This window comes from Lactobacillus sp. IBH004 (assembly GCF_026185255.2).
Taxonomy (GTDB): Bacteria; Bacillota; Bacilli; order Lactobacillales; family Lactobacillaceae; genus Lactobacillus; species Lactobacillus melliventris.
This window is the reverse complement of record NZ_CP110217.2, coordinates 1,619,286-1,638,958: the sequence shown is the minus strand read 5'-3', so window position 1 is coordinate 1,638,958 and position 19,673 is coordinate 1,619,286. Positions and strand designations below refer to the sequence as shown.

General features: G+C 36.0%; 16 protein-coding genes. 15 read left to right on the top strand and 1 reads right to left on the bottom strand.

Going from position 1 to position 19,673, the window contains the following annotated elements:
- Positions 1 to 184: 184 nt before the first annotated feature.
- From LDX54_RS08170 to LDX54_RS08125, 10 genes are all read left to right on the top strand, one after another.
- The gene (locus tag LDX54_RS08170; protein WP_187157267.1) at positions 185 to 910 is read left to right on the top strand and encodes a MurR/RpiR family transcriptional regulator; all 726 of its coding nucleotides are present in this window, start codon (positions 185 to 187) and stop codon (positions 908 to 910) included.
- A 151-nt stretch (positions 911 to 1,061) separates the two neighbouring features.
- Positions 1,062 to 2,966, top strand: a complete 1,905-nt coding sequence (mngA, locus tag LDX54_RS08165; protein ID WP_265667482.1) for a PTS 2-O-a-mannosyl-D-glycerate transporter subunit IIABC — start codon at positions 1,062 to 1,064, stop codon at positions 2,964 to 2,966.
- On the top strand, positions 2,959 to 5,556 hold the full coding sequence (locus LDX54_RS08160) for a glycoside hydrolase family 38 C-terminal domain-containing protein (RefSeq protein WP_265667483.1): 2,598 nt from the start codon (positions 2,959 to 2,961) through the stop codon (positions 5,554 to 5,556). The genes mngA and LDX54_RS08160 overlap by 8 nt, the downstream gene beginning before the upstream one ends.
- A 182-nt stretch (positions 5,557 to 5,738) precedes the next feature.
- Entirely contained in the window at positions 5,739 to 6,638 is a 900-nt protein-coding gene (locus tag LDX54_RS08155; protein ID WP_265667484.1) for a zinc ABC transporter substrate-binding protein, read from the top strand.
- A 13-nt stretch (positions 6,639 to 6,651) separates the two neighbouring features.
- Positions 6,652 to 7,800 (top strand): SLAP domain-containing protein, encoded by a 1,149-nt coding sequence (locus LDX54_RS08150; RefSeq protein ID WP_265667485.1) that lies wholly within the window; start codon positions 6,652 to 6,654, stop codon positions 7,798 to 7,800.
- A gap of 57 nt (positions 7,801 to 7,857) precedes the next feature.
- On the top strand, positions 7,858 to 8,478 hold the full coding sequence (locus LDX54_RS08145; protein WP_265667641.1) for an ATP-binding cassette domain-containing protein: 621 nt from the start codon (positions 7,858 to 7,860) through the stop codon (positions 8,476 to 8,478).
- Positions 8,478 to 9,275 carry a metal ABC transporter permease gene (locus LDX54_RS08140; protein WP_122026496.1) on the top strand — a complete coding sequence of 266 codons (798 nt, stop codon included), beginning with the start codon at positions 8,478 to 8,480 and terminating at the stop codon, positions 9,273 to 9,275. The genes LDX54_RS08145 and LDX54_RS08140 overlap by 1 nt, the downstream gene beginning before the upstream one ends.
- 107 nt (positions 9,276 to 9,382) lie before the next feature.
- On the top strand, positions 9,383 to 10,612 hold the full coding sequence (locus tag LDX54_RS08135; RefSeq protein ID WP_110446577.1) for a lactate oxidase: 1,230 nt from the start codon (positions 9,383 to 9,385) through the stop codon (positions 10,610 to 10,612).
- Positions 10,613 to 10,779: 167 nt separating this feature from the next.
- Positions 10,780 to 12,273, top strand: a complete 1,494-nt coding sequence (locus LDX54_RS08130; protein ID WP_265667486.1) for an ABC transporter substrate-binding protein/permease — start codon at positions 10,780 to 10,782, stop codon at positions 12,271 to 12,273.
- The gene (locus tag LDX54_RS08125; protein WP_110446575.1) at positions 12,266 to 13,015 is read left to right on the top strand and encodes an amino acid ABC transporter ATP-binding protein; all 750 of its coding nucleotides are present in this window, start codon (positions 12,266 to 12,268) and stop codon (positions 13,013 to 13,015) included. Before LDX54_RS08130 ends, LDX54_RS08125 begins: the two co-directional genes overlap by 8 nt.
- Before the next feature lie 177 nt (positions 13,016 to 13,192).
- On the opposite strand, the gene pepF is transcribed toward LDX54_RS08125, so the two are convergent.
- Positions 13,193 to 14,998 carry an oligoendopeptidase F gene (gene pepF, locus LDX54_RS08120; RefSeq protein ID WP_265667487.1) on the bottom strand — a complete coding sequence of 602 codons (1,806 nt, stop codon included), beginning with the start codon at positions 14,996 to 14,998 and terminating at the stop codon, positions 13,193 to 13,195.
- Positions 14,999 to 15,147: 149 nt separating this feature from the next.
- Between pepF and LDX54_RS08115 the strand changes: the two genes are divergently transcribed.
- The 5 genes from LDX54_RS08115 to LDX54_RS08095 all read left to right on the top strand — a co-directional run bounded on the left by LDX54_RS08115 (position 15,148) and on the right by LDX54_RS08095 (position 19,643).
- Positions 15,148 to 16,329 carry an LCP family protein gene (locus LDX54_RS08115; protein ID WP_265667488.1) on the top strand — a complete coding sequence of 394 codons (1,182 nt, stop codon included), beginning with the start codon at positions 15,148 to 15,150 and terminating at the stop codon, positions 16,327 to 16,329.
- A gap of 26 nt (positions 16,330 to 16,355) precedes the next feature.
- Positions 16,356 to 16,715, top strand: a complete 360-nt coding sequence (locus LDX54_RS08110) for a hypothetical protein (protein ID WP_265667489.1) — start codon at positions 16,356 to 16,358, stop codon at positions 16,713 to 16,715.
- A gap of 115 nt (positions 16,716 to 16,830) precedes the next feature.
- Positions 16,831 to 18,378 (top strand): ABC-F family ATP-binding cassette domain-containing protein, encoded by a 1,548-nt coding sequence (locus LDX54_RS08105; RefSeq protein ID WP_265667490.1) that lies wholly within the window; start codon positions 16,831 to 16,833, stop codon positions 18,376 to 18,378.
- A gap of 8 nt (positions 18,379 to 18,386) precedes the next feature.
- Positions 18,387 to 19,163 carry a threonine/serine exporter family protein gene (locus tag LDX54_RS08100; RefSeq protein WP_046325507.1) on the top strand — a complete coding sequence of 259 codons (777 nt, stop codon included), beginning with the start codon at positions 18,387 to 18,389 and terminating at the stop codon, positions 19,161 to 19,163.
- Positions 19,164 to 19,166: 3 nt separating this feature from the next.
- The gene (locus LDX54_RS08095) at positions 19,167 to 19,643 is read left to right on the top strand and encodes a threonine/serine exporter family protein (RefSeq protein WP_046325506.1); all 477 of its coding nucleotides are present in this window, start codon (positions 19,167 to 19,169) and stop codon (positions 19,641 to 19,643) included.
- Positions 19,644 to 19,673 lie beyond the last annotated feature (30 nt).

Genomic DNA, 19,673 nt, shown 5'->3' with positions numbered 1-19,673 from the left:
CTTTTACTTTAGTGTTTCTAAATGAATGTACTATTTAAAATATCCGTTGGTTAATTATTACTAAAAGTCTAATTTTAATAATACGTATTATGTAAACTGGTAAAAATAGATCATACAACTTATGATAAAAATTAGGCAAATATAATAATTTAGTAAAGAGTTTTAAAACTTTTGAGGTAAAGCAATGTTAACTTTCAAGCAACGAGTTATTAAATTTGAGTATAAACTGAATGAAACAGACGAAGAAATAATTGATTGGATAAATAAGAATAGTAAAGTAATTTCAAAAATTACTATCACAAAGTTGTCAGCCAAAACAAATGTTTCACCTAATACAATTAGTAGACTTTGTAACAAACTAGATTATAGAGGATTTAGTGACTTTAAGTTTGAATTTCAGAAGGATATGGAAAAAAAGACAAATTTTTCCAAATTACAGCCTTATGAGATAAATTTAAATCTGATTGATGTAGAAAGAGAAAGAAAAGCTGTTAATTTGATGTCTAAAGCAAATAAGATTGTTTTTTTTGCTGTTGGAGAAACCGCTTTCGTTGCTCATAATTTTTCCTATATGTTTCACGCAGTTGATCAAAAATCGGAATTCATTACTTATGAAAATCAAGCTTTCCGAGAATTACAAAATAATAAAAATATATTACTGTTTTGCATTAGTCAAAGTGGTGAAACTAAACAAATTCTTAAAGCTGCAAAAATAGCTAAAAAGAATCATCAAAAAATCATAGCTTTAACAAGTTTAAAAGTAAATGATTTACAGAAGTATGCAGATATAAGTTTATACAGTTATGCAGAACCATTTTATTGGCATGGATATAATCTAACTGATAAATTACCACTCTATATAATTTTAAATAGTTTATTCCAAAAATATTTTGAGAAGCATAATTTTTAAATCATTCTATTTATTATAGGAATAATTTACCTATTTGTATAAAATTACACATTCTTTGACGTTATTGAATTAATCAGGTTAAACTTTGTCGAAATAAGTAAGCGCTAACAAATAAAGTGATATTTTATTGGCAATAAGGGAGGTTATGAGAATGAAATTATCGCAAGGTACTTCTACTAAATTAATAATACTTGATAAAAAAGTCACCTGTAAAGATGAAGCTTTCAAGCTGTTAGCAAGTAAATTTTTTGATGAAGGGGTTATTAGTTCCAAAAAAGAATTTATTAAGGCGGTTTATACAAGAGAAAAAGAATCACCTACAGGCTTAGAAAACGGAATAGCTATTCCTCATGGAAAATCTTCAACTGTAAAAAAAGCCCAATTTGCAATTTTAAGGACGTTGGATCCAATTGAAGATTATAAAAGTTTAAAAGAAAACAATAAAGTAAAATTGATATTCATGATGGCTATTCCCGAAAATGGATCAGAAGAGCATTTAGATGTGTTATCAACTTTAGCGACTAAGCTGATAAATCAGCAGTATCGCCAAAAAATAATGATGGCTAAAACGCCAGAAGAGATTATTAGTCTACTCGATAATACAAATGATACAAATTCAAAACAAAGTCCAATAGAAAATAATAAAGATTCTTACGTTGCTGTTACTGCTTGTGCGGCAGGTATTGCACATACATATATGGCTGCTGAAGCATTGGTAACAGAAGCAAATAAAGAAAATATTTCAATGTATGTTGAAAAACAAGGAGCTAAAGGTGTTGAAGACAGGCTAACCGTCAAACAGATTCAGAATGCTAAAGCTGTAATATTAGCCCATGATGTTACTTTAAATGAAACTGATAGATTTAAAGGCAAGCCAATTTTAGATATTCCAGTAGCTGAACCTATAAAAAATGCACATGATGTCATTTCTAAGGCTAAAGAAATAAGCAAAAATTATAAGTTCACAAAAAACAATGTCGCAAACAATACATTAAATTTGAAGAAGAATTGGAAGACTGAAATTAAAGATTCAGTGCTAACTGGAATATCTTACATTATTCCAATAATTATTGCAGGTGGAATGATATCTGCCATTACGATGCTGATAGTGCAATTATTTGGGTTACAAGCACTTTCAAAAAATCCAACTAGTTGGATATCTTTACTTAAAGCATTGGGTGGAAATTTACTTAGTGTATTAATGATACCTATTCTTTCAGCATATATGGCTTACTCTATTGCAGATAAACCAGCTTTAGGACCTGGATTTGCTGGTGGACTTGCCGCGAATATGATTAGTAGTGGGTTCTTGGGTGGTATGCTTTCAGGTTTAATTGCTGGTTATTTAATGAAATGGATGAAAAAAAACATTCATACAGATGGGGCATTTTCAGGAGTAATTACATTTTGGTTATACCCGGTGGTTGGTTCACTTATAACTGGTTGTCTAATGCTATTTTTAGTAGGAAAGCCAATTGCTTGGTTGAATAGTAGTTTAATAAATTGGTTAAATAATTTGGCTGGAACCAATGCAATATTACTAGGAGCAATTATTGGTTGTATGGTTTCGTTTGATCTAGGTGGACCAGTAAATAAGGCTGCATATGCATTCTGCTTGGGGGCAATGGCAAACGGAAACTTCGTGCCATATTGCGCTTTTGCTTCAACTAAAATGGTTAGTGCATTCACGACAACTCTCGTTTGTTTGCTAAAAAAAGATTTAGTAACATCCGAAGAAAGAAAAATTGGTAATCAAACGTGGATACTTGGATTAGCTGGTATAACAGAAGGGGCAATTCCATTCGCTATGGCAGATCCGGTAAGAGTAATATCTTCTTATGTAATTGGTTCTGCAGTCACAGGGGCTATTGTTATGTACTATTCTATTGGACTAAATGTCCCAGGTGCTGGCATTTTTTCAATGCTTTTTTTAAAGAACGGTGTAAGTGCTTGGCTAAATCCAATAATTTGGTTAGTTGCAGCATTAATCGGTACGCTTATTTCAACAATTATACTGATATTTTTAAAAACAAAAAGGAGAAATAAAAATGCATAAAAGAGAAATATACGTTGTACCACATTTTCATTGGGACAGAGAATGGTATTTTTCAACAGAAGAATCCCAAGTACTATTAGTAAAAGATATGGAAGACATACTTAATAAACTAGCAGATGATCCTAATTATAAAGCATATGTTTTAGATGGACAAACAGTAGTACTAGAGGACTACCTGTCAGTGTGTCCTGAAAATTTTAATCGTATTAAAAAGTTTGTACAAGAAGGAAGGCTTAAAGTTGGTCCTTGGTATACACAGACTGACGAAAATATTGTCAGTGGAGAATCTTTAACTAGAAACTTATTATATGGCTTTAAGGATAGCCATAAGTTTGGAAATCCAATGATGATAGGCTATGTTCCAGATCCATTTGGTCAAAGTGCTCAAATGCCAATGATATTAAATCAATTCCAAATAAAAAAGTCACTATTTTGGAGAGGTTTTTCAGATTCTAAAGGGACAAATAGTAGTGAATTTTATTGGAAAACTGATAATGGTTATAAGGTTTTAGCAGAAAATTTCCCATTAGGTTACGCAATAGGTAAATATTTAGAAACCGATTCTAAAAAATTAAAAGATAGGATGGACAAAATCTTTGATATATTGGATTCAAGAGCATTTGGTAAGTATGAATTATTACCAAATGGTCATGATCAAATGCCAATTCAAAAAAACATTGATTATATTATAAAAAAACTAAATAAGTTATATCCAGACCGTCATTTTTGCCTAAGTGATTTTGAGACTTTCTTTGATAAAATTTATAGTGAACAAGATTTGCCAACTGTACAAGGTGAGATGTTGGATGGAAAAATAAGTCGAATTCATAGAAGTATTTATTCAACTAGAATGGATTTAAAAGAGCAAAATACAAAAATAGAGAATGAAATTACTAATTTACTCGAACCTTTGGCCAGTCTTGCCAAAAGTTTGGGCTTTTCATATGAACATGGATTAATTGAATCGATTTGGAAAGGCTTAATGAAAAATCAGGCTCACGATTCAATTGGAAATTGTGTTAGTGACGAAGTTAATAAGGAAATCGGGCTTCGGTATATGGTTACGCAACAAAAAGTTGAAAGTCTTATAAAACTATATATCAGATTAATTAGTGAATCAATTGATCAAGCTAAATCATTCCCGCATCTAGTGATATTTAATTTAAACAAAGAAAGAAGAAAAAAACTAGTTACAGCTACTATTGTAACAAAAGAAGATTGTTTCACTTTGACTGATTCTGCAAATAATTTGGTACCCTTTGATGTAATATCTCATGAATTTTTAAATCCTGGCTTAGTAGATCGACAACTAGTTGCAAATAATAACTATCAGCCGTTCCATAAGTTTACAATTGAATTTGAATATACTTTTGATGGGATGGGCTATGAAATGTTAAACATAGTACCAGATAAAAATGAAGTAATGTCATATGGTCATAAAGTTGATGAAATTAATACAAGATTTTACGGCATCACATTTAATAATAACGGTACTATTAATATTAAAAATAAAGAAACAGGTAAAACTAATAGTAATATTATAATCCTTGAAGATTCAGCTGACGTTGGTGATGAATATGATTATTCACCTTTGAAAGGGGATAGTTCTTTATATTCTGTTAACAGTTCGTCTAATGTTTGCATAAATATAATGGAGTATAAAAATAGTTATCATGCAGAAATAAAATATGATTGGTCGATACCCAAAGATGTTGAAAGTCGCCAAAAGAAAGTAAATAATGGACTCATAAAAGTAAAAATAGGATTAACAGTTTCTAAGTTTAGTAAAAATATAGCGGTAAATTTAAATATTGATAACCAGGCAAAAGAACATCGATTAAGATTACTAATTCCGACTAATATCAAATCTAAGTTTTCTATTGCAGATAATCAATTTGGAAAAATTAAACGTCCTGTTATTGATCCAAATCTAAAAAATTGGAAAAAAGAAAACTGGTGTGAAAGACCGGATACAATATTTCCTTTTCTTACTTATATTTCTTTGACAGATTCAAATACTACTTTTTCAGTATTTACAAATTCTTCAAGAGAATATCAAGTTGTTGGAAAAGATTATGATTGTATTGCAATTACATTATTACGAAGTATTGGTCAGTTAGGAAAGCCTAATTTGATGAGACGCCCAGGTCGGCCATCTGGTATTGAAGCTTCTACTCCAGATAGTGAAATGATAGGTAATCTTTCCTTAGATTTTGCTTTGAGGATAGATAATGAAAAATTTGGAAAATGCGAGATAGCTCAAAAAGCAAAACAATATCTGACACCAATTTTGTCTTATAATCTAAACGGATATTACGCATTAAAACTTAACGATACAGGTAAAAAATTAAAAAACAGTTTGAGAATAAACGTAAATAAAATGCTAGGTGATTTACAATACGGAGTAATTTCTACAATTAAATTAAGTGAAAATAATAAAAATTTCTTATATAGAGTTTATAATCCAACTGACCGAAAACTAAAAATACCTCAAGAATTTGATCAATTTACTTTAGATGAAAATGAAAAAAATAATAATCAAATATATTTAATGCCGAACGAAGTAATTACACTGGGAACAAAAATTTAAATTTTGATTTATTTAAGTCTGAGTTAAATGTTTTGTCTATATGCTCCTATATGATGTACTGCTTTTAAAGTAGTGCATCTTTAGTGTATAATGGTTATTAATTGTAAGTAACTTCGGTTTTTTACTGCAATTAATTAATAAGTTGCCGTGTTAATTAAGATAACACTTCAAAATGAAAAGGAATGACAACATTAGTGAAATTTACTAGATTAAAAAAGATATTTACTGCAATTACCTTATTGGGTTTGGTTCTTTTGACGTTAGGTGCTTGTTCACAGAAACCACATAAAAGTAATAAAATTACTATTATGACCACTACAAATATTTATTCTGACATTGCTCAAAATGTAGTGGGCAAATATGGTAAGGCAGAAGCAATAATTACCAAGTCATCTGTTGATCCCCATGACTTTCAACCTACCACAAATGATGCTAAAGCATTATCTAATGCTGACATAGTAGTGGAAAACGGCTTAGGTTATGACAGCTGGATGGACAAATTGGCTTCTTCAGTTGATAAGAAACCGGTGCGCGTTGGCGAAGACTTAATGGGCTTAAAAAAGGGTGATAATCCTCATATCTGGTTTGATTTGACTATGCCTACTAAGTATGTTAATTACTTAGTTAAGCGGCTCAGTAAAAAAGATCCGGAGCATGCTCGTTATTACCGTAAAAATGGAAAAAAGTATTTAGCCCAGATTGCTCAAATTCAGAGATCTGCTGCTAAATTAAATCATCATGTTAAAAAACCGATTTATGTTAGTGAGCCTGTTTTTGATTATGCCTTAGAATCTGTTAATATTAAAGTGGCAAACAAGGATTTTGAGAAGGCAATTCAAAACAATACTGACCCTAGTCCAGCTTCCGTTCAAAAAATGACTGAAGGGATCAAAAAACAAAAAATTGCATTTTTTGTGGACAATGAACAGACATCTAGTTCAACTGTTACTAACTTTTTGAAATTGGCTCAAAAACAAAATATTCCTGTTTTAAAAGTAAGAGAAACAATTCCGGATAATACAAATTATTTAGATTGGATGAAGGATAATTATCAAAACTTGGCTGAAGTAGCCCGAAAGTAGTTATTATGAGGCGATGAAAATGAAGAAATTAATTGCTGTTTTGGCATTGGGAGCAACTGTTACAACCATGGCAGTGCCACAGCCGGTGACAGTTCAGGCTGGTACAATTAATGACACTGCAAAACAAAATAGTTATAGCGGTGTAACATTTGCGGAACAAATATTGGCACAAGAGGGTATTAAATATAATGACTTTACTGCTGCCAATCCAATTAATTATCGTAACGGCAAGCCCGAAGGTGTTGTTATTCACGAGACTGCTACGCCTAATGCTACAGCACGCAATGAAGCTATTTATTTTAATCGTGAGTGGATGAATATTTACTCCTATGTTCATGCTTTTGTGGATAAGACTGGCGTTATTCAGATGACGACTCCTGATTATGGCGTTTGGGGTGCAGGTCCTGTAGCCAATAATCGTTTTATTCAAGTGGAATTATGTGAGGAAAATAATCTTGCTGATTTTGCCAAAGGTGTCAACAATGATGCTGTTTATGTGGCGCAGCTTTTGCACAAATATAATTTGGTACCGGATAATGCCGTTCATGATGGTAAAGGTACAATTTGGTCTCATCATGCTGTATCTACATTTTTAGGCGGAACTGATCATACTGATCCAGACGGTTATTTTGCCAAATGGGGTTACTCAATGGATGACTTCTTTGAGCTAGTTAAATATTATTATGATCAAGGGGCATCAGCAATACCTACTGCTCCTGTTGGTAGTAGTCCGGTAGCTACACAGGTTCCAGCACCGACAACACCTGTTGCACCCGCTAAAAAACCTGCAGTTTTGCCTAAGCCGGTTGCTACCAGGACTTTGATGCATAATGCGCTTATTTATGATGAAAACGGGGTAGCAACGGATTTACCAACTAAAAAAGCCGGTTCCAAGCTAACTATTTATGGTAATCTAACAATTAATAAACGGAAATATTTACAAATAGGTATTAATGAATACGTTGTTGCCAGCAATGTAGAAGGTAAACTTCGACTCTTAGGGCATAATGCCTATATTTATGACGGTAACGGCCAGCGAGTTGGCACAAATAAACTATATCGTGGAAACTATGTCCGCACGTACGGCGGCCGTGTAAAAATTATGGGTCGTAAATATTACCCCGTTGATGTTAATCAATTCGTCAAGGTGGGCAATTTTTAATAATAAAAGTGGGAATAATGCAAATTGTCTGATATTTTAGAAGTCACTAATCTCTCAATGAGATTTGACAAAAATACTGTTTTCAATAATTTGAATTTTAAATTAGAAAAGGGTTCACTTACTGCCCTTTTAGGCCCAAACGGCACAGGAAAAACGACTCTAATTAATATTTTAATGGCTATTTTGACACCTAGTACAGGTAAATTTAAGTTTGCGGATGGTGTTCGGCTGGGGTATGTGCCTCAGTTTCGCAACATAGATGCAGAATATCCGTTATCAATTGAAGCTTTTGTGGGTCTAAATGCCCCTGTTATCAAAAATAGTGCAACTAAGAAGGCAATAAAAAAGCAACTAGAGGAAACTAACCTGTATCAAATTAAAGATACTCGGATGGGCGAAGCTTCTGGTGGTCAAAAGCAAAGAGCTTATTTAGCACAAGCTCTGCTTGATAATCCGAACATGATTATTTTAGATGAAGCTACAGCAAGTCTTGATCCCGTTGCTAAGGATGAATTGATGAAATTAATCAAGCATTTGAATGCGAAGCATAAAATAACGGTCTTGTTTGTGACACATGATGTGACATTAGCTCACAAGTATATGCAAAATTATTTATATTTAAACCATGGTCAAATTGAACATGGCGAGATGTCTCAATTTAAGGAGGCATATGAATAATGTTTGCCTACGGCTTTATGCGTAATGCCTTTCTGGCGAGCACCTTTATTGCCATAACTTGTGGTACGGTTGGTGTCTATGTAGTTGCGCGCAATTTTAGTTTTTTAGCACATACACTGTCTGAAATTGGTTTTGCTGGAGCTGCGTTTGCAGTTTGGCTCGGAATTGGCCCTTTGTGGGGGATGCTGTTATTTACTCTGTTGGGTTCAATTAGCGTAGGGGAACTGTCACTTCACAGCGAGCAAAAAGAATCCTCAATCAGTGCAATTTCAGCTTTATTTACTGGCTTGGGAGTTCTTTTTCTGGCAATATCCGGTGCAAACAGCAATTATGCTACTAACATTTTGTTTGGTAGCATTATCGGAGTTGACCATCAAGGCGTAATTCAACTAATAGTCTTGTCCGTAATAGTGCTACTAATGATTTTTAGTATTCAGCGCCCGCTGAACTTTGATTCCTTTGATCACATTGGTGCTCTTGCTCATGGGGTAAAAACCGGAGCAATCAGCGTGATTTTTTTAATAGCTTTAGCAATGTCCGTTTCAATCGGCGCACAAATAGTGGGCTCTCTTTTAGTGTTTATTTTATTGACTTTGCCACCTGCTACTGCTAATTATTTGGGCAAAACTATCCCGTCAATGATCGCTTGGTCTGTCTTTTTTGCTTTAATTGGCGTTTGGCTCGGGTTATATCTGGGTTACATTACTAATTTACCTGTAACCTTCTTTATTGCTGTGATTGAAGTAGCAATTTATCTTGTTACTTACTTTACTCACATCATTAAGCATAAATTATAGTATAAATTTTGTTATTTAAACTTTCCTTTTTGAAATTCACTAACTTTTGTATGCATTTACATGTATAATAAAAAGCGGAAATAATAATAAAGAAGGAGTCTTAAAAAATGACATATTATTATAATGGTTTTCCTCAAAGCGAACGTAATGAAGCTTTAAATATGGTCAACCTCGATGAACTTGAGGAACGGGCAAAGGAAGTTATGCCTGAAGGAGCATATTACTATATTGCTTCGGGATCTGAAAATGAATGGACTTGGCGTAACAACACTACTGCTTTCAACCATTTTCAAATTGTACCGCGTGCTTTAACTAATATGGATCATCCGCAGTTAGATACTGAATTTATGGGCATGAAACTAAAAACACCGGTGATGATCTCACCTATTGCTTGTCACGGTATCGCTCATAAGGATGCAGAAATTGCTACCCAAAAGGGGGCAGCAGCTGCTGGTGCACTCTTTTCATCCAGTACATATGCAAATAAGAGCGTTGAAGATATTGCTGCTGCAGCTCCAGATGCACCGCGCTTTTTCCAGCTTTACCTCAGTAAAGACTGGGACTTTAACCAAATGGTCTTTGATGCGGTTAAGAAAGCCGGCTATAAAGGAATTTTCCTGACAGTTGATGCGCTGATCTCTGGCTTCCGTGAAGCTAATCTTAGAACTAACTTTGCTTATCCTGTACCCTTAGATTTCTTTACTCGTTATCAAGGTGCTAAAGGCGAAGGTCAAACTGTTGCTCAAATGTATGCTTCTTCAGCGCAAAAAATTGGCCCGCAGGATGTTAGACGCATCAAGGAAATGTCTGGCTTACCTGTATTTGTTAAAGGTGTTGTTTGTGCTGAGGATGCTTATATCGCTATGGGTGCTGGTGCTGATGGTATTTATGTTACCAACCATGGTGGCCGTGAGGTAGATTGTGGCCCTGCAACAATTGACATGTTGCCAGGAATTGCGAAAGCTGTTAATCATCGGGTTCCGATTGTCTTTGACTCCGGTGTTCGTCGTGGTTCGCACGTCTTTAAGGCTTTGGCACTTGGAGCTGATATGGTGGGTATTGGCCGGCCATATCTATATGGTCTAGCACTTGGTGGTGCCAAGGGTGTTCAATCAGTTATTGAACAACTTAACCAAGAACTGTTAATTGACATGCAATTAACTGGCTGCAAGACAATCGACGATGTTAAACATGCTAAGATTACTCATATTAATTATACGGCTGATAACTTAAAGTCAAATACTGATCCTTCAAGAGTTAAGCCATATCCTGTAACTGCTGAAAACCAATTGAAGAATAATGGTTCAGATGCTGTAACTGGTGCTTCTCAAGCTTAATTAATTTGAAATGTAAATAGTAAAATCGCTCTATATACTAGTTGCTCTTACTAATAAATAGAGCCTTTTTTATTACTTAAAAAAATATTATTATTAAGTAATAGTTGTAATTCTATTTTTATATCTTTATAATTGTCATAATAAAAATAAAATTTAGGAGGAAAATTATGAAGAAAGCGTGGAAATTGCTTGAAACTTTGTTGATAGCAGTCATAATGCTAACCCTGTTACCCCAAACTGCAGTAGCTGCTAAAGGACAAACTGAACAAAGAACTGACAATTATCTACGAAAAGTCCGACAAAAAGGCGAGCTAGTCATGGGAACCAGTCCAGATTATCCTCCTTATGAATTTGTCAAAAATATTAACGGCAAATCTAAAATAGTAGGTATGGATGTTGAAGTAGGACAAAAAATTGCTCATGATATGGGTGTTAAGCTTGTTGTGCGATCAATGGACTTTGACTCTCTTCTAGTAGGTCTTGAAACTGGAAAAGTTGACATGGTTATTGCCGGAATGAATGCAACACCTAAAAGGGCTCAAAGTGTTGCCTTTAGTCAACCATATTATAGAAGTGATCAAAAATTACTGATAAGAACAGAAGATAAGGGCAAATATCATAATTATAAGTCTTTTGCCGGCAAATCAATTGGTGCCCAAACTGGCAGCATGCAGGCGACAATGCTTAAAAAACAAGCCAAAAATGTCAAACTTAAAACTATGGATAAAGATAACGACTTGGTTTTAGGACTAAAAACGCATAAGGTTGATGCTGTGTCTGTTGACAAGGCAACGGCTGAGGCTTTTGCTCAAAATACGGCTGGCGTGATGGTAATTCCGGCAGGTCTAAAGACCGAGTCATCTGCAACCTCTATTGCTTTTCATAAAGGAGCTAATAGCTTAGTCAAAGCTGCTAATAAATCAATTGCGGAGATTAAGCAGAAAGATTTAATCAATAAGAAGTATTTGCCAAAAGCCGGCAATTACTTAACAGGTGGTAAGACGAAAAAAGAAGTTAAAGCATCCAATTCAATGTGGGCATATAAAGACTTCTTTATTGCGGGAGTTGGCTATACCTTACTTATTTCCGCCATTTCTGTTTTTTTCGGTTTCTTATTAGGTGCGATACTGGCATTTATGCGGCTAGGACACAATCAAATTGCCCGTTCGCTTGCGAGAGCGTATGTGGAATTTATCCGTGGTACACCGTTAATGGTGCAATTACTCTTTATTTATTTTGGCTTAGGGGTAGTGATCAATATTCCGGCTTTACTGTCCGGTATAATTGCAGTTTCTCTTAACTCTGCAGCTTATGTAGCGGAGGTAATTCGCTCGGGTATTAATTCGATTGCTGTGGGCCAGACAGAGGCTTCTCGTTCTTTAGGTTTGTCATGGACAGCAACGATGCGTTACGTTATTATGCCGCAAGCAATGAAAAATATTTGGCCGGCTCTGGGAAACGAATTTGTTTCTCTAATCAAGGAAAGTTCTATAGTTTCGGTAATAGGCGTCAAAGATTTGATTTATCAGTCACGGGTAGTCCAGGCTGATACCTATCGTGGAGTTATGCCATTGGTAATCACAATGATCTTATACTTTATCATTACTTTTGGTTTATCCAGCCTAATGAAAGTATTTGAAAGGAAAATGAATCATGACTAACGCAAAACCCGTAATTAAAGTTGAACACTTGCAGAAAAAATTTGGCAGTAATGAAGTCCTAAAAGATATTAATGCGCAAGTAAATGAAGGCCAGGTTATCTGTTTAATTGGTCCTTCAGGAGCTGGTAAAAGTACGTTTTTACGGTGCTTAAATTTGCTGGATCAGCCATCTTCCGGCAAAGTGATTTTTGAAGATAAAGAATTAACTGCTTTAAGTGAAGACCAACTTGATAAATTGCGTGAGAGAATGGGCATGGTTTTTCAGCAGTTTAACTTGTTTCCTCATATGAGCATTATTGAAAATATCAAATTGGCACCTATGAAGGTAAAAGGAATGAGTGACAGTGATGCTAAAGCTAAGGGACTTGAGCTATTAGATCAAGTAGGTTTGGCTGACAAGGCAGACGCTTTTCCCACCAGCCTTTCCGGTGGCCAGCAGCAAAGGGTTGCTATTGCCCGTGCCTTGGCAATGGATCCTGAAGTAATGCTCTTTGACGAACCAACTTCGGCGCTTGATCCAGAAATGGTAGGAGAAGTACTTAAAGTCATGCAGGACTTGGCCCAAAAAGGGATGACAATGGTCGTTGTGACTCACGAAATGGGCTTTGCCAAAAATGTTGCGGATGAAGTATGGTTTATGGCAGACGGCTATATTCAGGAAAAAGCTGCACCACAACAATTCTTTGCGCAGCCACAAACTCCGCGTGCCCAGGACTTTTTAGCCAGAGTATTGGAAGCATAAACATTTAAAAATTAACCTACCTGCTGGCAATTTAGCCAAATAAGGTAGTATCAAAGGTAAAGCGTAAAAAGTTATGCAATTTAAAACCCACTTTCAGTTAAAGAGAAAGTGGGTTTTGATGTAAGAAATTATGATTTACATATCAGTTATATTATTTGTCAGCGAAACTTGCAAGTGTTATTTAAAATTATTTTGGACAATTTCCTTAAATTCAGCTAGACGATTGGCGAAAGTGGCGAAGGCCTCTTCCAAATAATCAGGCTTAGTCATGTCAACCCCTGCTTTTTTCATGATTTCAACCGGGTAGTCGCTGGAACCTGCTTGCAAAAAGCTGATGTATGCTTTTCTCTGCTCAGCAGTACCATGCACAACATTATTGGCCAGAGCAGTGGCAGCAGCAAAGCCTGTAGCATACTGGTAAACGTAGAAATTATAATAGAAATGAGGAATTCTGGCCCATTCTTTAGCAATTGCTCCTCCTGGCTCAACTGCATCACCATAATAGCGCTCATTTAATTTGCCGTACATGTCGTCTAAACGGTCGGCAGTTAAAGGTTCACCTTCAGCATCCAGTTCATGAATGCGCTGTTCAAACTCAGCAAACTGCGTTTGTCTAAATAAAGTTCCTTTGAAAGAGTCCAAATAATAATTTAGAACAAAAGCGCGGGTTTTAGGGTCAGTGATATGTGCTAAAAAGTATTCTGTTAGAATATTTTCGTTCGTAGTTGACGCAATTTCAGCAACAAAGATAGGATAATCACCATAAACGTATGGCTGGCTTTGTCTGGTATACATACTGTGAACGGAATGACCAGTTTCATGAACCAGTGTATATAAGGAATCAACGTTATCTTCCCAGTTGAGTAGTTCATATGCATCAGTATCATAGCAGCCGCCAGAATATGCACCGGTAGCCTTGTTCTGTGATTCAACTACATCGATTACCCGATTATTAAAAATGTAGTCAACCTGCTTTAAATAATCCTCACCTAACGGCCGTAGAGCTTTTTTAGCCTCTTTTTTGGCTTGATCAAAGGTGTAAGTTAAAGACGGTTTGCCTGTTAACGGAACATACATGTCCCACATTTGTAAATCGTTCAAGCCTAAAATTTGTTTGCGTAAAGCCACATAGTCATGAAGAAGGTTTAAATGCTGGTCTACCTCGCTAATTAAAGTATCGTAAACAACTGTTGGTACACCATTTTCGTTCATTGCACATTCGCGTGCTGATTGATAATGATGAACACGGGCATTATAGTTGTGTTCCTTTACTGCACCAGAAAGGGTAGCAGCTAGAGAATTTTCAAACTGGCCGTATGTGGCATACATTGAATCAAATGCATCTTTTCTTACTGCACGCTTTTGAGATTGGATCAATAAAGAATATAGGCCGTCAGAAAGCTGCACCATTTCCCCGTCATCATTTTGGGTGTAACCATATTCCATGTCCGAATTAGTCAACACGTTATAAGTATTGTCAGAAGCAGACAATGCATCCCCAGCATCTGCAATCAGTTTCTCTTCCTTTGCGGACAAAGTATAAGGCCGCATTCTGGTAATCTGATCAAGTAAATGATTGTAGTTGACCAATCTTGGTTCTTCTTGTTTAAAGGCTGCTAATTTTGCGGTAGAAACACTTAAAATTGCAGGATTCATAAAAGCGGTGACTGCTTCAAATTGACTGGCTAATCCTTGTACTTGAGCAACATAACCTAAATAGTGTGCGTTTCCAGTGTCAACATCACTGGCTAAAGTAGCATAAGAGTAAACTTTTTCCAGCCTTCTGCTAAGTGCTAAAATTTTAGTTATTCCATTATATAATGATGTACCTGATGTAACAAAATTTTCTTTCAAGGTGCTTAAAACTGGTATTTCTTTTTTAAGACGTGTATATTCATCTTCCCAGTCAGCATCTGATTTAAATATTCTAGTTAGATCCCATTTTAGATTTGCGGGAACCTCACTTCGTTTAGGAATTGACATTTAAAATCTCCTTTTTTGATATATATAATTAAATTATACTAAAGAATAAAAAATAAGATATTATTAATTATAATTGATATTATTTTAATTCAAGTTTGAAAGTGTTAAAAATAATAGATGGAAAAATACGAAAGGGATTAAATAGAGGAATGGATCCAAATTCAAAACGCAGAGAAGATTACCATAAAAAACATTCTTCTCTAAATCTTCATCGTAATCATGCTTTAGCAGAACCAACTAAAGTATTCAAGGGCAGCGTTTTCGCACGGATTTGTGGTATTGTGGCTGTTTTGGGTGTTTGCCTGGGTCTAGCTTGGGCAGCTCACATGTATTTTGCCTTGCACAGCGCAATTGATGGTGATAGTGGTAACTATGCCACGTCTGCTCGTATTGCTAACAGGCAGCCAATCTCAGTTTTGATTCTTGGGGTTGATCAAGGACTTGAAGGAAGACATGATAAGGGCAACTCGGATACTTTGATTTTGGCTACTGCTAACCCGGCTAAGAATAAAGCAACAATGACTTCTATTCCTCGTGATACCCTTGCTAATATTTTAGGTGATCCGGGAAACAAGTACAATATGTTTCGGGTTAATTCAGCCTATGGAATCGGCGGCAGTTCTGCTTCTATGAAAACTGTTGCGGCTTTAATTGGTGTTCCCATTCATTATTATGTAGAAGTTAACATGAAGGCGTTAAAAAGCTTAGTTGATGCTGTTGGCGGTGTTGATGTCAAAGTACCGTTTAAGTTTTCGTATGATTGGTGTGATTTCCATAAAGGAAAGCAACACCTAAACGGACGTCATGCTGTGGCTTATGTTAGAATGCGCCATGATGATCCGCGAGGCGATTACGGCAGGCAAATGCGCCAAAGACAAGTAATTACCGCAGTTGTCCACAAGGCTATTTCCGTTGATTCAATTGCTAATTACCGCAAGCTGGTTAAGATCTTTTCGAAGTATGTTAAAACCAATCTTACCTTTAATGATATGTTAGCCTTAGCTTTGACATATCGTGGTTGTTCCCAAAATATTTCCAGCGGTTATATTCAAGGACATGATGCTTGGATTAACGGTTCTTCTATTCAGGTGGCGTCTACCAAAGAATTACAGAAGGCCTCTGACAAGATCCGGACCAATCTTGACTTGGATAAAAAAATATTGGATAATGATGAAACGAAGCTCAATAGGCTAAATGAACAGAACAATAACATTAAATGGCAGGATCCAAGTCCGTTTACTAACTATCAGATTTACCGTTCAGTAGTAACTGATGAGTCAAATAACAGTTCTAGTGGAACTGCTTCAAGTGGGACTAATTCTGGTCAATAAGTGTTCTCAGCAAAGGAGGATAAAATATGCGTAAGCAATCTGTATTTCTAGTTGTTTATGGTGTGATATCAGCTTTTATTGCTTTTCTTGCCGTAATTTTCATCTGCTTACGCACATTGCACTGGTCTTTACCGGTTGCTGTTTTAGTGGCTAGCATATTTGCCTTATTTTTCTTTGCTCTTTCATGGTTTCGGGGTCATGCTTCCGTTGAAATAAAGCGGATTGCAAGTAAATATCACTTATCTGATAAGGATTTAGCCGAAATTACGGGAATGAAAGCAAGTGATTTTCCAATATATAATAACAAGTTGCAATTAATTTTGCCTAAGCGCTATTGGCCAAAAATATTGGATGCCTTGCAGAAATATGAACAAGAAAGAATGTAAAAGTGGGCAACTGCCCACTTTTTTATTGCATGCGTTTATAAATTGAACTGATAGACAAAACAACTGCTTTACTTTTTACCAGTACTACTTATCTTACTATCTAGGGAGATGCATAATGAGTTTATTAACAGTTAAAAATTTAGGACAAGGTTTTGAGGATAAAACTTTGTATGAAAATGCCAGTTTCGTTCTTAATAAAGAAGACCATATGGGAGTCACTGGTCAAAATGGGGTTGGCAAATCCACTTTGATTAAAATTTTAACTGGTGAAATACTGCCTGATGAAGGTCAAGTTAAATGGCAAAATAAGGTAGCAGTCGGTTATCTCGACCAGTATGCTAAATTGCAGCAAGGCGTGACAATTCGGCAGTTTTTGCGCACAGCTTTTACTCCTCTTTATCAAAAAGAACAAGAATTAAACTCACTTTATGAGCAATATGCAACTGAAGGAGCTGATTCTCTACTCGCAAAAGCGGGTAAACTGCAAACTTACTTAGAGGAAAATAACTTTTATAATATTGATACAGAAATTGAACGTGTTGCTTCTGGCTTAGGCCTGGCTGAATTGGGATACGATCATGATGTGAGCCAATTGTCAGGTGGTCAAAGATCAAAAATCATTTTAGCTAAATTGCTGCTGCAAACTCCGGCTGTTTTACTGTTAGATGAGCCAACCAACTACTTAGATGTTGTTCATATTGACTGGCTGGTTGACTACTTGAATGATTTTGAGGGTGCTTTTATTGTTGTTAGTCATGATTATGACTTTTTAAACAGAATTGCCAACTGCATTATTGATATTGATCTGGGCACAATCACGCGTTATACCGGTACATTAAAGCAGGCAATGAGGCAAAAAGAAGCTAATCGGGAAACTTACATGAAGGCTTATACTAACCAGCAACGCAAAATTGCTAAAACGGAAGCATACATACGTAAAAATAAGGCTGGAACCCGGTCGAAAATTGCCAAATCACGGGCGCGTCAGTTGGCAAAGATGGAAGTGCTGAATCCACCCAAAAGCAATCATAAACCGCATTTTGCATTTCCTTATGTAGCAACAGCAGCCAATTTACTTCTACAAACACAGGATTTGGTTATCGGCTATGACCAGGCGCTGGTAAAAGAAGCTTTTAATTTTTCAGTTGGAAATAATGAAAAAGTTGCTATTACTGGCTTTAATGGGATTGGTAAAACCACGTTATTAAAAACGTTGCTGGGGCAATTAGAACCCATTTTTGGCACCTATAAATTATCAGAAACTGCCAAGATTGCTTACTTTAAGCAGGAATTGACCTGGCCTAATAACAATATGACTCCTTTGCAATATTTGCAGGAAAATTTTGAACAGATTAAGCCTAAAGAATTAAGAGGCGCTCTGGCAAAACTAGGTGTTACCGCTCAGCAGGCAATGAGCCCTTTAAAAAAATTATCGGGTGGTGAACAAGAAAAGGTTAAACTGGCAAAAATGTTGTTTGAACCTGCTAATTTATTATTTTTAGATGAGCCTACCAACCATTTGGATCGTGATGCAAAAGATGCACTTAGGCAAGCTATCGTTAAGTTTCCTGGCGGAGTCATTATCGTTAGTCACGAACGAGACTTTTTCCAAGGTAACTGGGTTAATAAAACTATTGATATTGAAACGATGAATAAACTTTGAGGTGAAAAATGAGTGCTGAACAAAGTGAACTGTTTTACCAGGATTTACTTGATACCTGTTTAACTGCCGGTGAGCTAATGATAGAAGGGGGCAGTGAAATGTATCGCGTTGAAGATACAATGCTGCGAATTGCCAAAAGTGCCGGAGAACCCGATCCGCGAGTCTTTGTGGTACCAACAGGCGTTTTTATGAGTCTCGACCACGGCAATTATTGTCAGAGTATTTTAGTACATGAACGCAATATTAATCTTGAGTTGGTTGATCGGATTAACTCATTATCGCGCGCTTTTGCGGATAAAAAAATCACTTTGCAAGAAGTTAAAAGGGAAGTAGATAAAATTGCCCACGGTGGTTTTCCCACATTTCCCTTGTGGCTGCAAACTATTGGCGCTGCAGTTTTAAGTGCCACGCTGATGGTAATGTTTATGAATAATTATGACTGGGTTGATTTTCCGGGCGCAGCTTTCGTTGGAGCAATCGGATTTCTTTCTTTTTATTATTTTAAGCGTTTTACCAACGTCAAGTTTTTGGCTGAACTGGTTGCTGCCCTGGTTATGACAGTTGTAGCAGCTGGATTAGTTAATCTTTTTCCCAAAATGATTATTGACAATATTTTAACTGGAGCGTTGATGCCACTAGTGCCGGGTCTGGCATTGACTAACGCTCTGCGGGATTTGTTTAAAGGTGATATTCTTTCAGGAATGGCGAAAATTTGTGAGGCCTTGCTCACAGCCTTTGCGTTAGGCGGTGGAGTTGGTATTGTGTTAAAGTTTTTAGGAGCATAAAAAATGCCTTTTTGGTTAGAAATAGTAATTAACGTTGCCTTTGCTTATTTAGCTTCTGTTGGTTTTGCCCTAACAATCAATGTTCCGCGGCGAGTGCTTAATTTAGCTGGTGTGAGCGGTATTATTAGCTGGATTATCTATTGGCTGGCAATGAGAGCATCAATGGGACGGCTACTTTCAAACTTGCTTGGTTCTTTTGCCATTGGCATTTTAGGAATAGTTTTTGCCAGGATAAAAAAGTGTCCGGCTACTGTCTTTTATATTCCGGCAATTGTGCCCTTAGTACCCGGAGTTCCTGCTTATCAGGCGGTGAGAGAACTAACCTCGGGCAACTTGAGTGGAGCTAATGATGCGGTTTTACGTGTAATAATAGTAACCGGCTCAATTGCTCTCGGGATGCTTTTATCAAGTATGTGTGTGGAAATCTTTTTCAGGATAAAAAAATTTTACAAACATCATTCGAATAAGTATAATAATTAATGCGAGTCGACAAAAACGCGAGATGCGTAT

What these genes read in the sequence shown, in the direction of transcription:
- LDX54_RS08170 (WP_187157267.1), top strand. Translation starts at nt 185, where the DNA reads ATGTTAACTTTCAAGCAACGAGTTATTAAATTTGAGTATAAACTGAAT.
- mngA (WP_265667482.1), top strand. Translation starts at nt 1,062, where the DNA reads ATGAAATTATCGCAAGGTACTTCTACTAAATTAATAATACTTGATAAA.
- LDX54_RS08160 (WP_265667483.1), top strand. Translation starts at nt 2,959, where the DNA reads ATGCATAAAAGAGAAATATACGTTGTACCACATTTTCATTGGGACAGA.
- LDX54_RS08155 (WP_265667484.1), top strand. Translation starts at nt 5,739, where the DNA reads ATGACAACATTAGTGAAATTTACTAGATTAAAAAAGATATTTACTGCA.
- LDX54_RS08150 (WP_265667485.1), top strand. Translation starts at nt 6,652, where the DNA reads ATGAAAATGAAGAAATTAATTGCTGTTTTGGCATTGGGAGCAACTGTT.
- LDX54_RS08145 (WP_265667641.1), top strand. Translation starts at nt 7,858, where the DNA reads ATGAGATTTGACAAAAATACTGTTTTCAATAATTTGAATTTTAAATTA.
- LDX54_RS08140 (WP_122026496.1), top strand. Translation starts at nt 8,478, where the DNA reads ATGTTTGCCTACGGCTTTATGCGTAATGCCTTTCTGGCGAGCACCTTT.
- LDX54_RS08135 (WP_110446577.1), top strand. Translation starts at nt 9,383, where the DNA reads ATGACATATTATTATAATGGTTTTCCTCAAAGCGAACGTAATGAAGCT.
- LDX54_RS08130 (WP_265667486.1), top strand. Translation starts at nt 10,780, where the DNA reads ATGAAGAAAGCGTGGAAATTGCTTGAAACTTTGTTGATAGCAGTCATA.
- LDX54_RS08125 (WP_110446575.1), top strand. Translation starts at nt 12,266, where the DNA reads ATGACTAACGCAAAACCCGTAATTAAAGTTGAACACTTGCAGAAAAAA.
- pepF (WP_265667487.1), bottom strand. Translation starts at nt 14,998, where the DNA reads ATGTCAATTCCTAAACGAAGTGAGGTTCCCGCAAATCTAAAATGGGAT.
- LDX54_RS08115 (WP_265667488.1), top strand. Translation starts at nt 15,148, where the DNA reads ATGGATCCAAATTCAAAACGCAGAGAAGATTACCATAAAAAACATTCT.
- LDX54_RS08110 (WP_265667489.1), top strand. Translation starts at nt 16,356, where the DNA reads ATGCGTAAGCAATCTGTATTTCTAGTTGTTTATGGTGTGATATCAGCT.
- LDX54_RS08105 (WP_265667490.1), top strand. Translation starts at nt 16,831, where the DNA reads ATGAGTTTATTAACAGTTAAAAATTTAGGACAAGGTTTTGAGGATAAA.
- LDX54_RS08100 (WP_046325507.1), top strand. Translation starts at nt 18,387, where the DNA reads ATGAGTGCTGAACAAAGTGAACTGTTTTACCAGGATTTACTTGATACC.
- LDX54_RS08095 (WP_046325506.1), top strand. Translation starts at nt 19,167, where the DNA reads ATGCCTTTTTGGTTAGAAATAGTAATTAACGTTGCCTTTGCTTATTTA.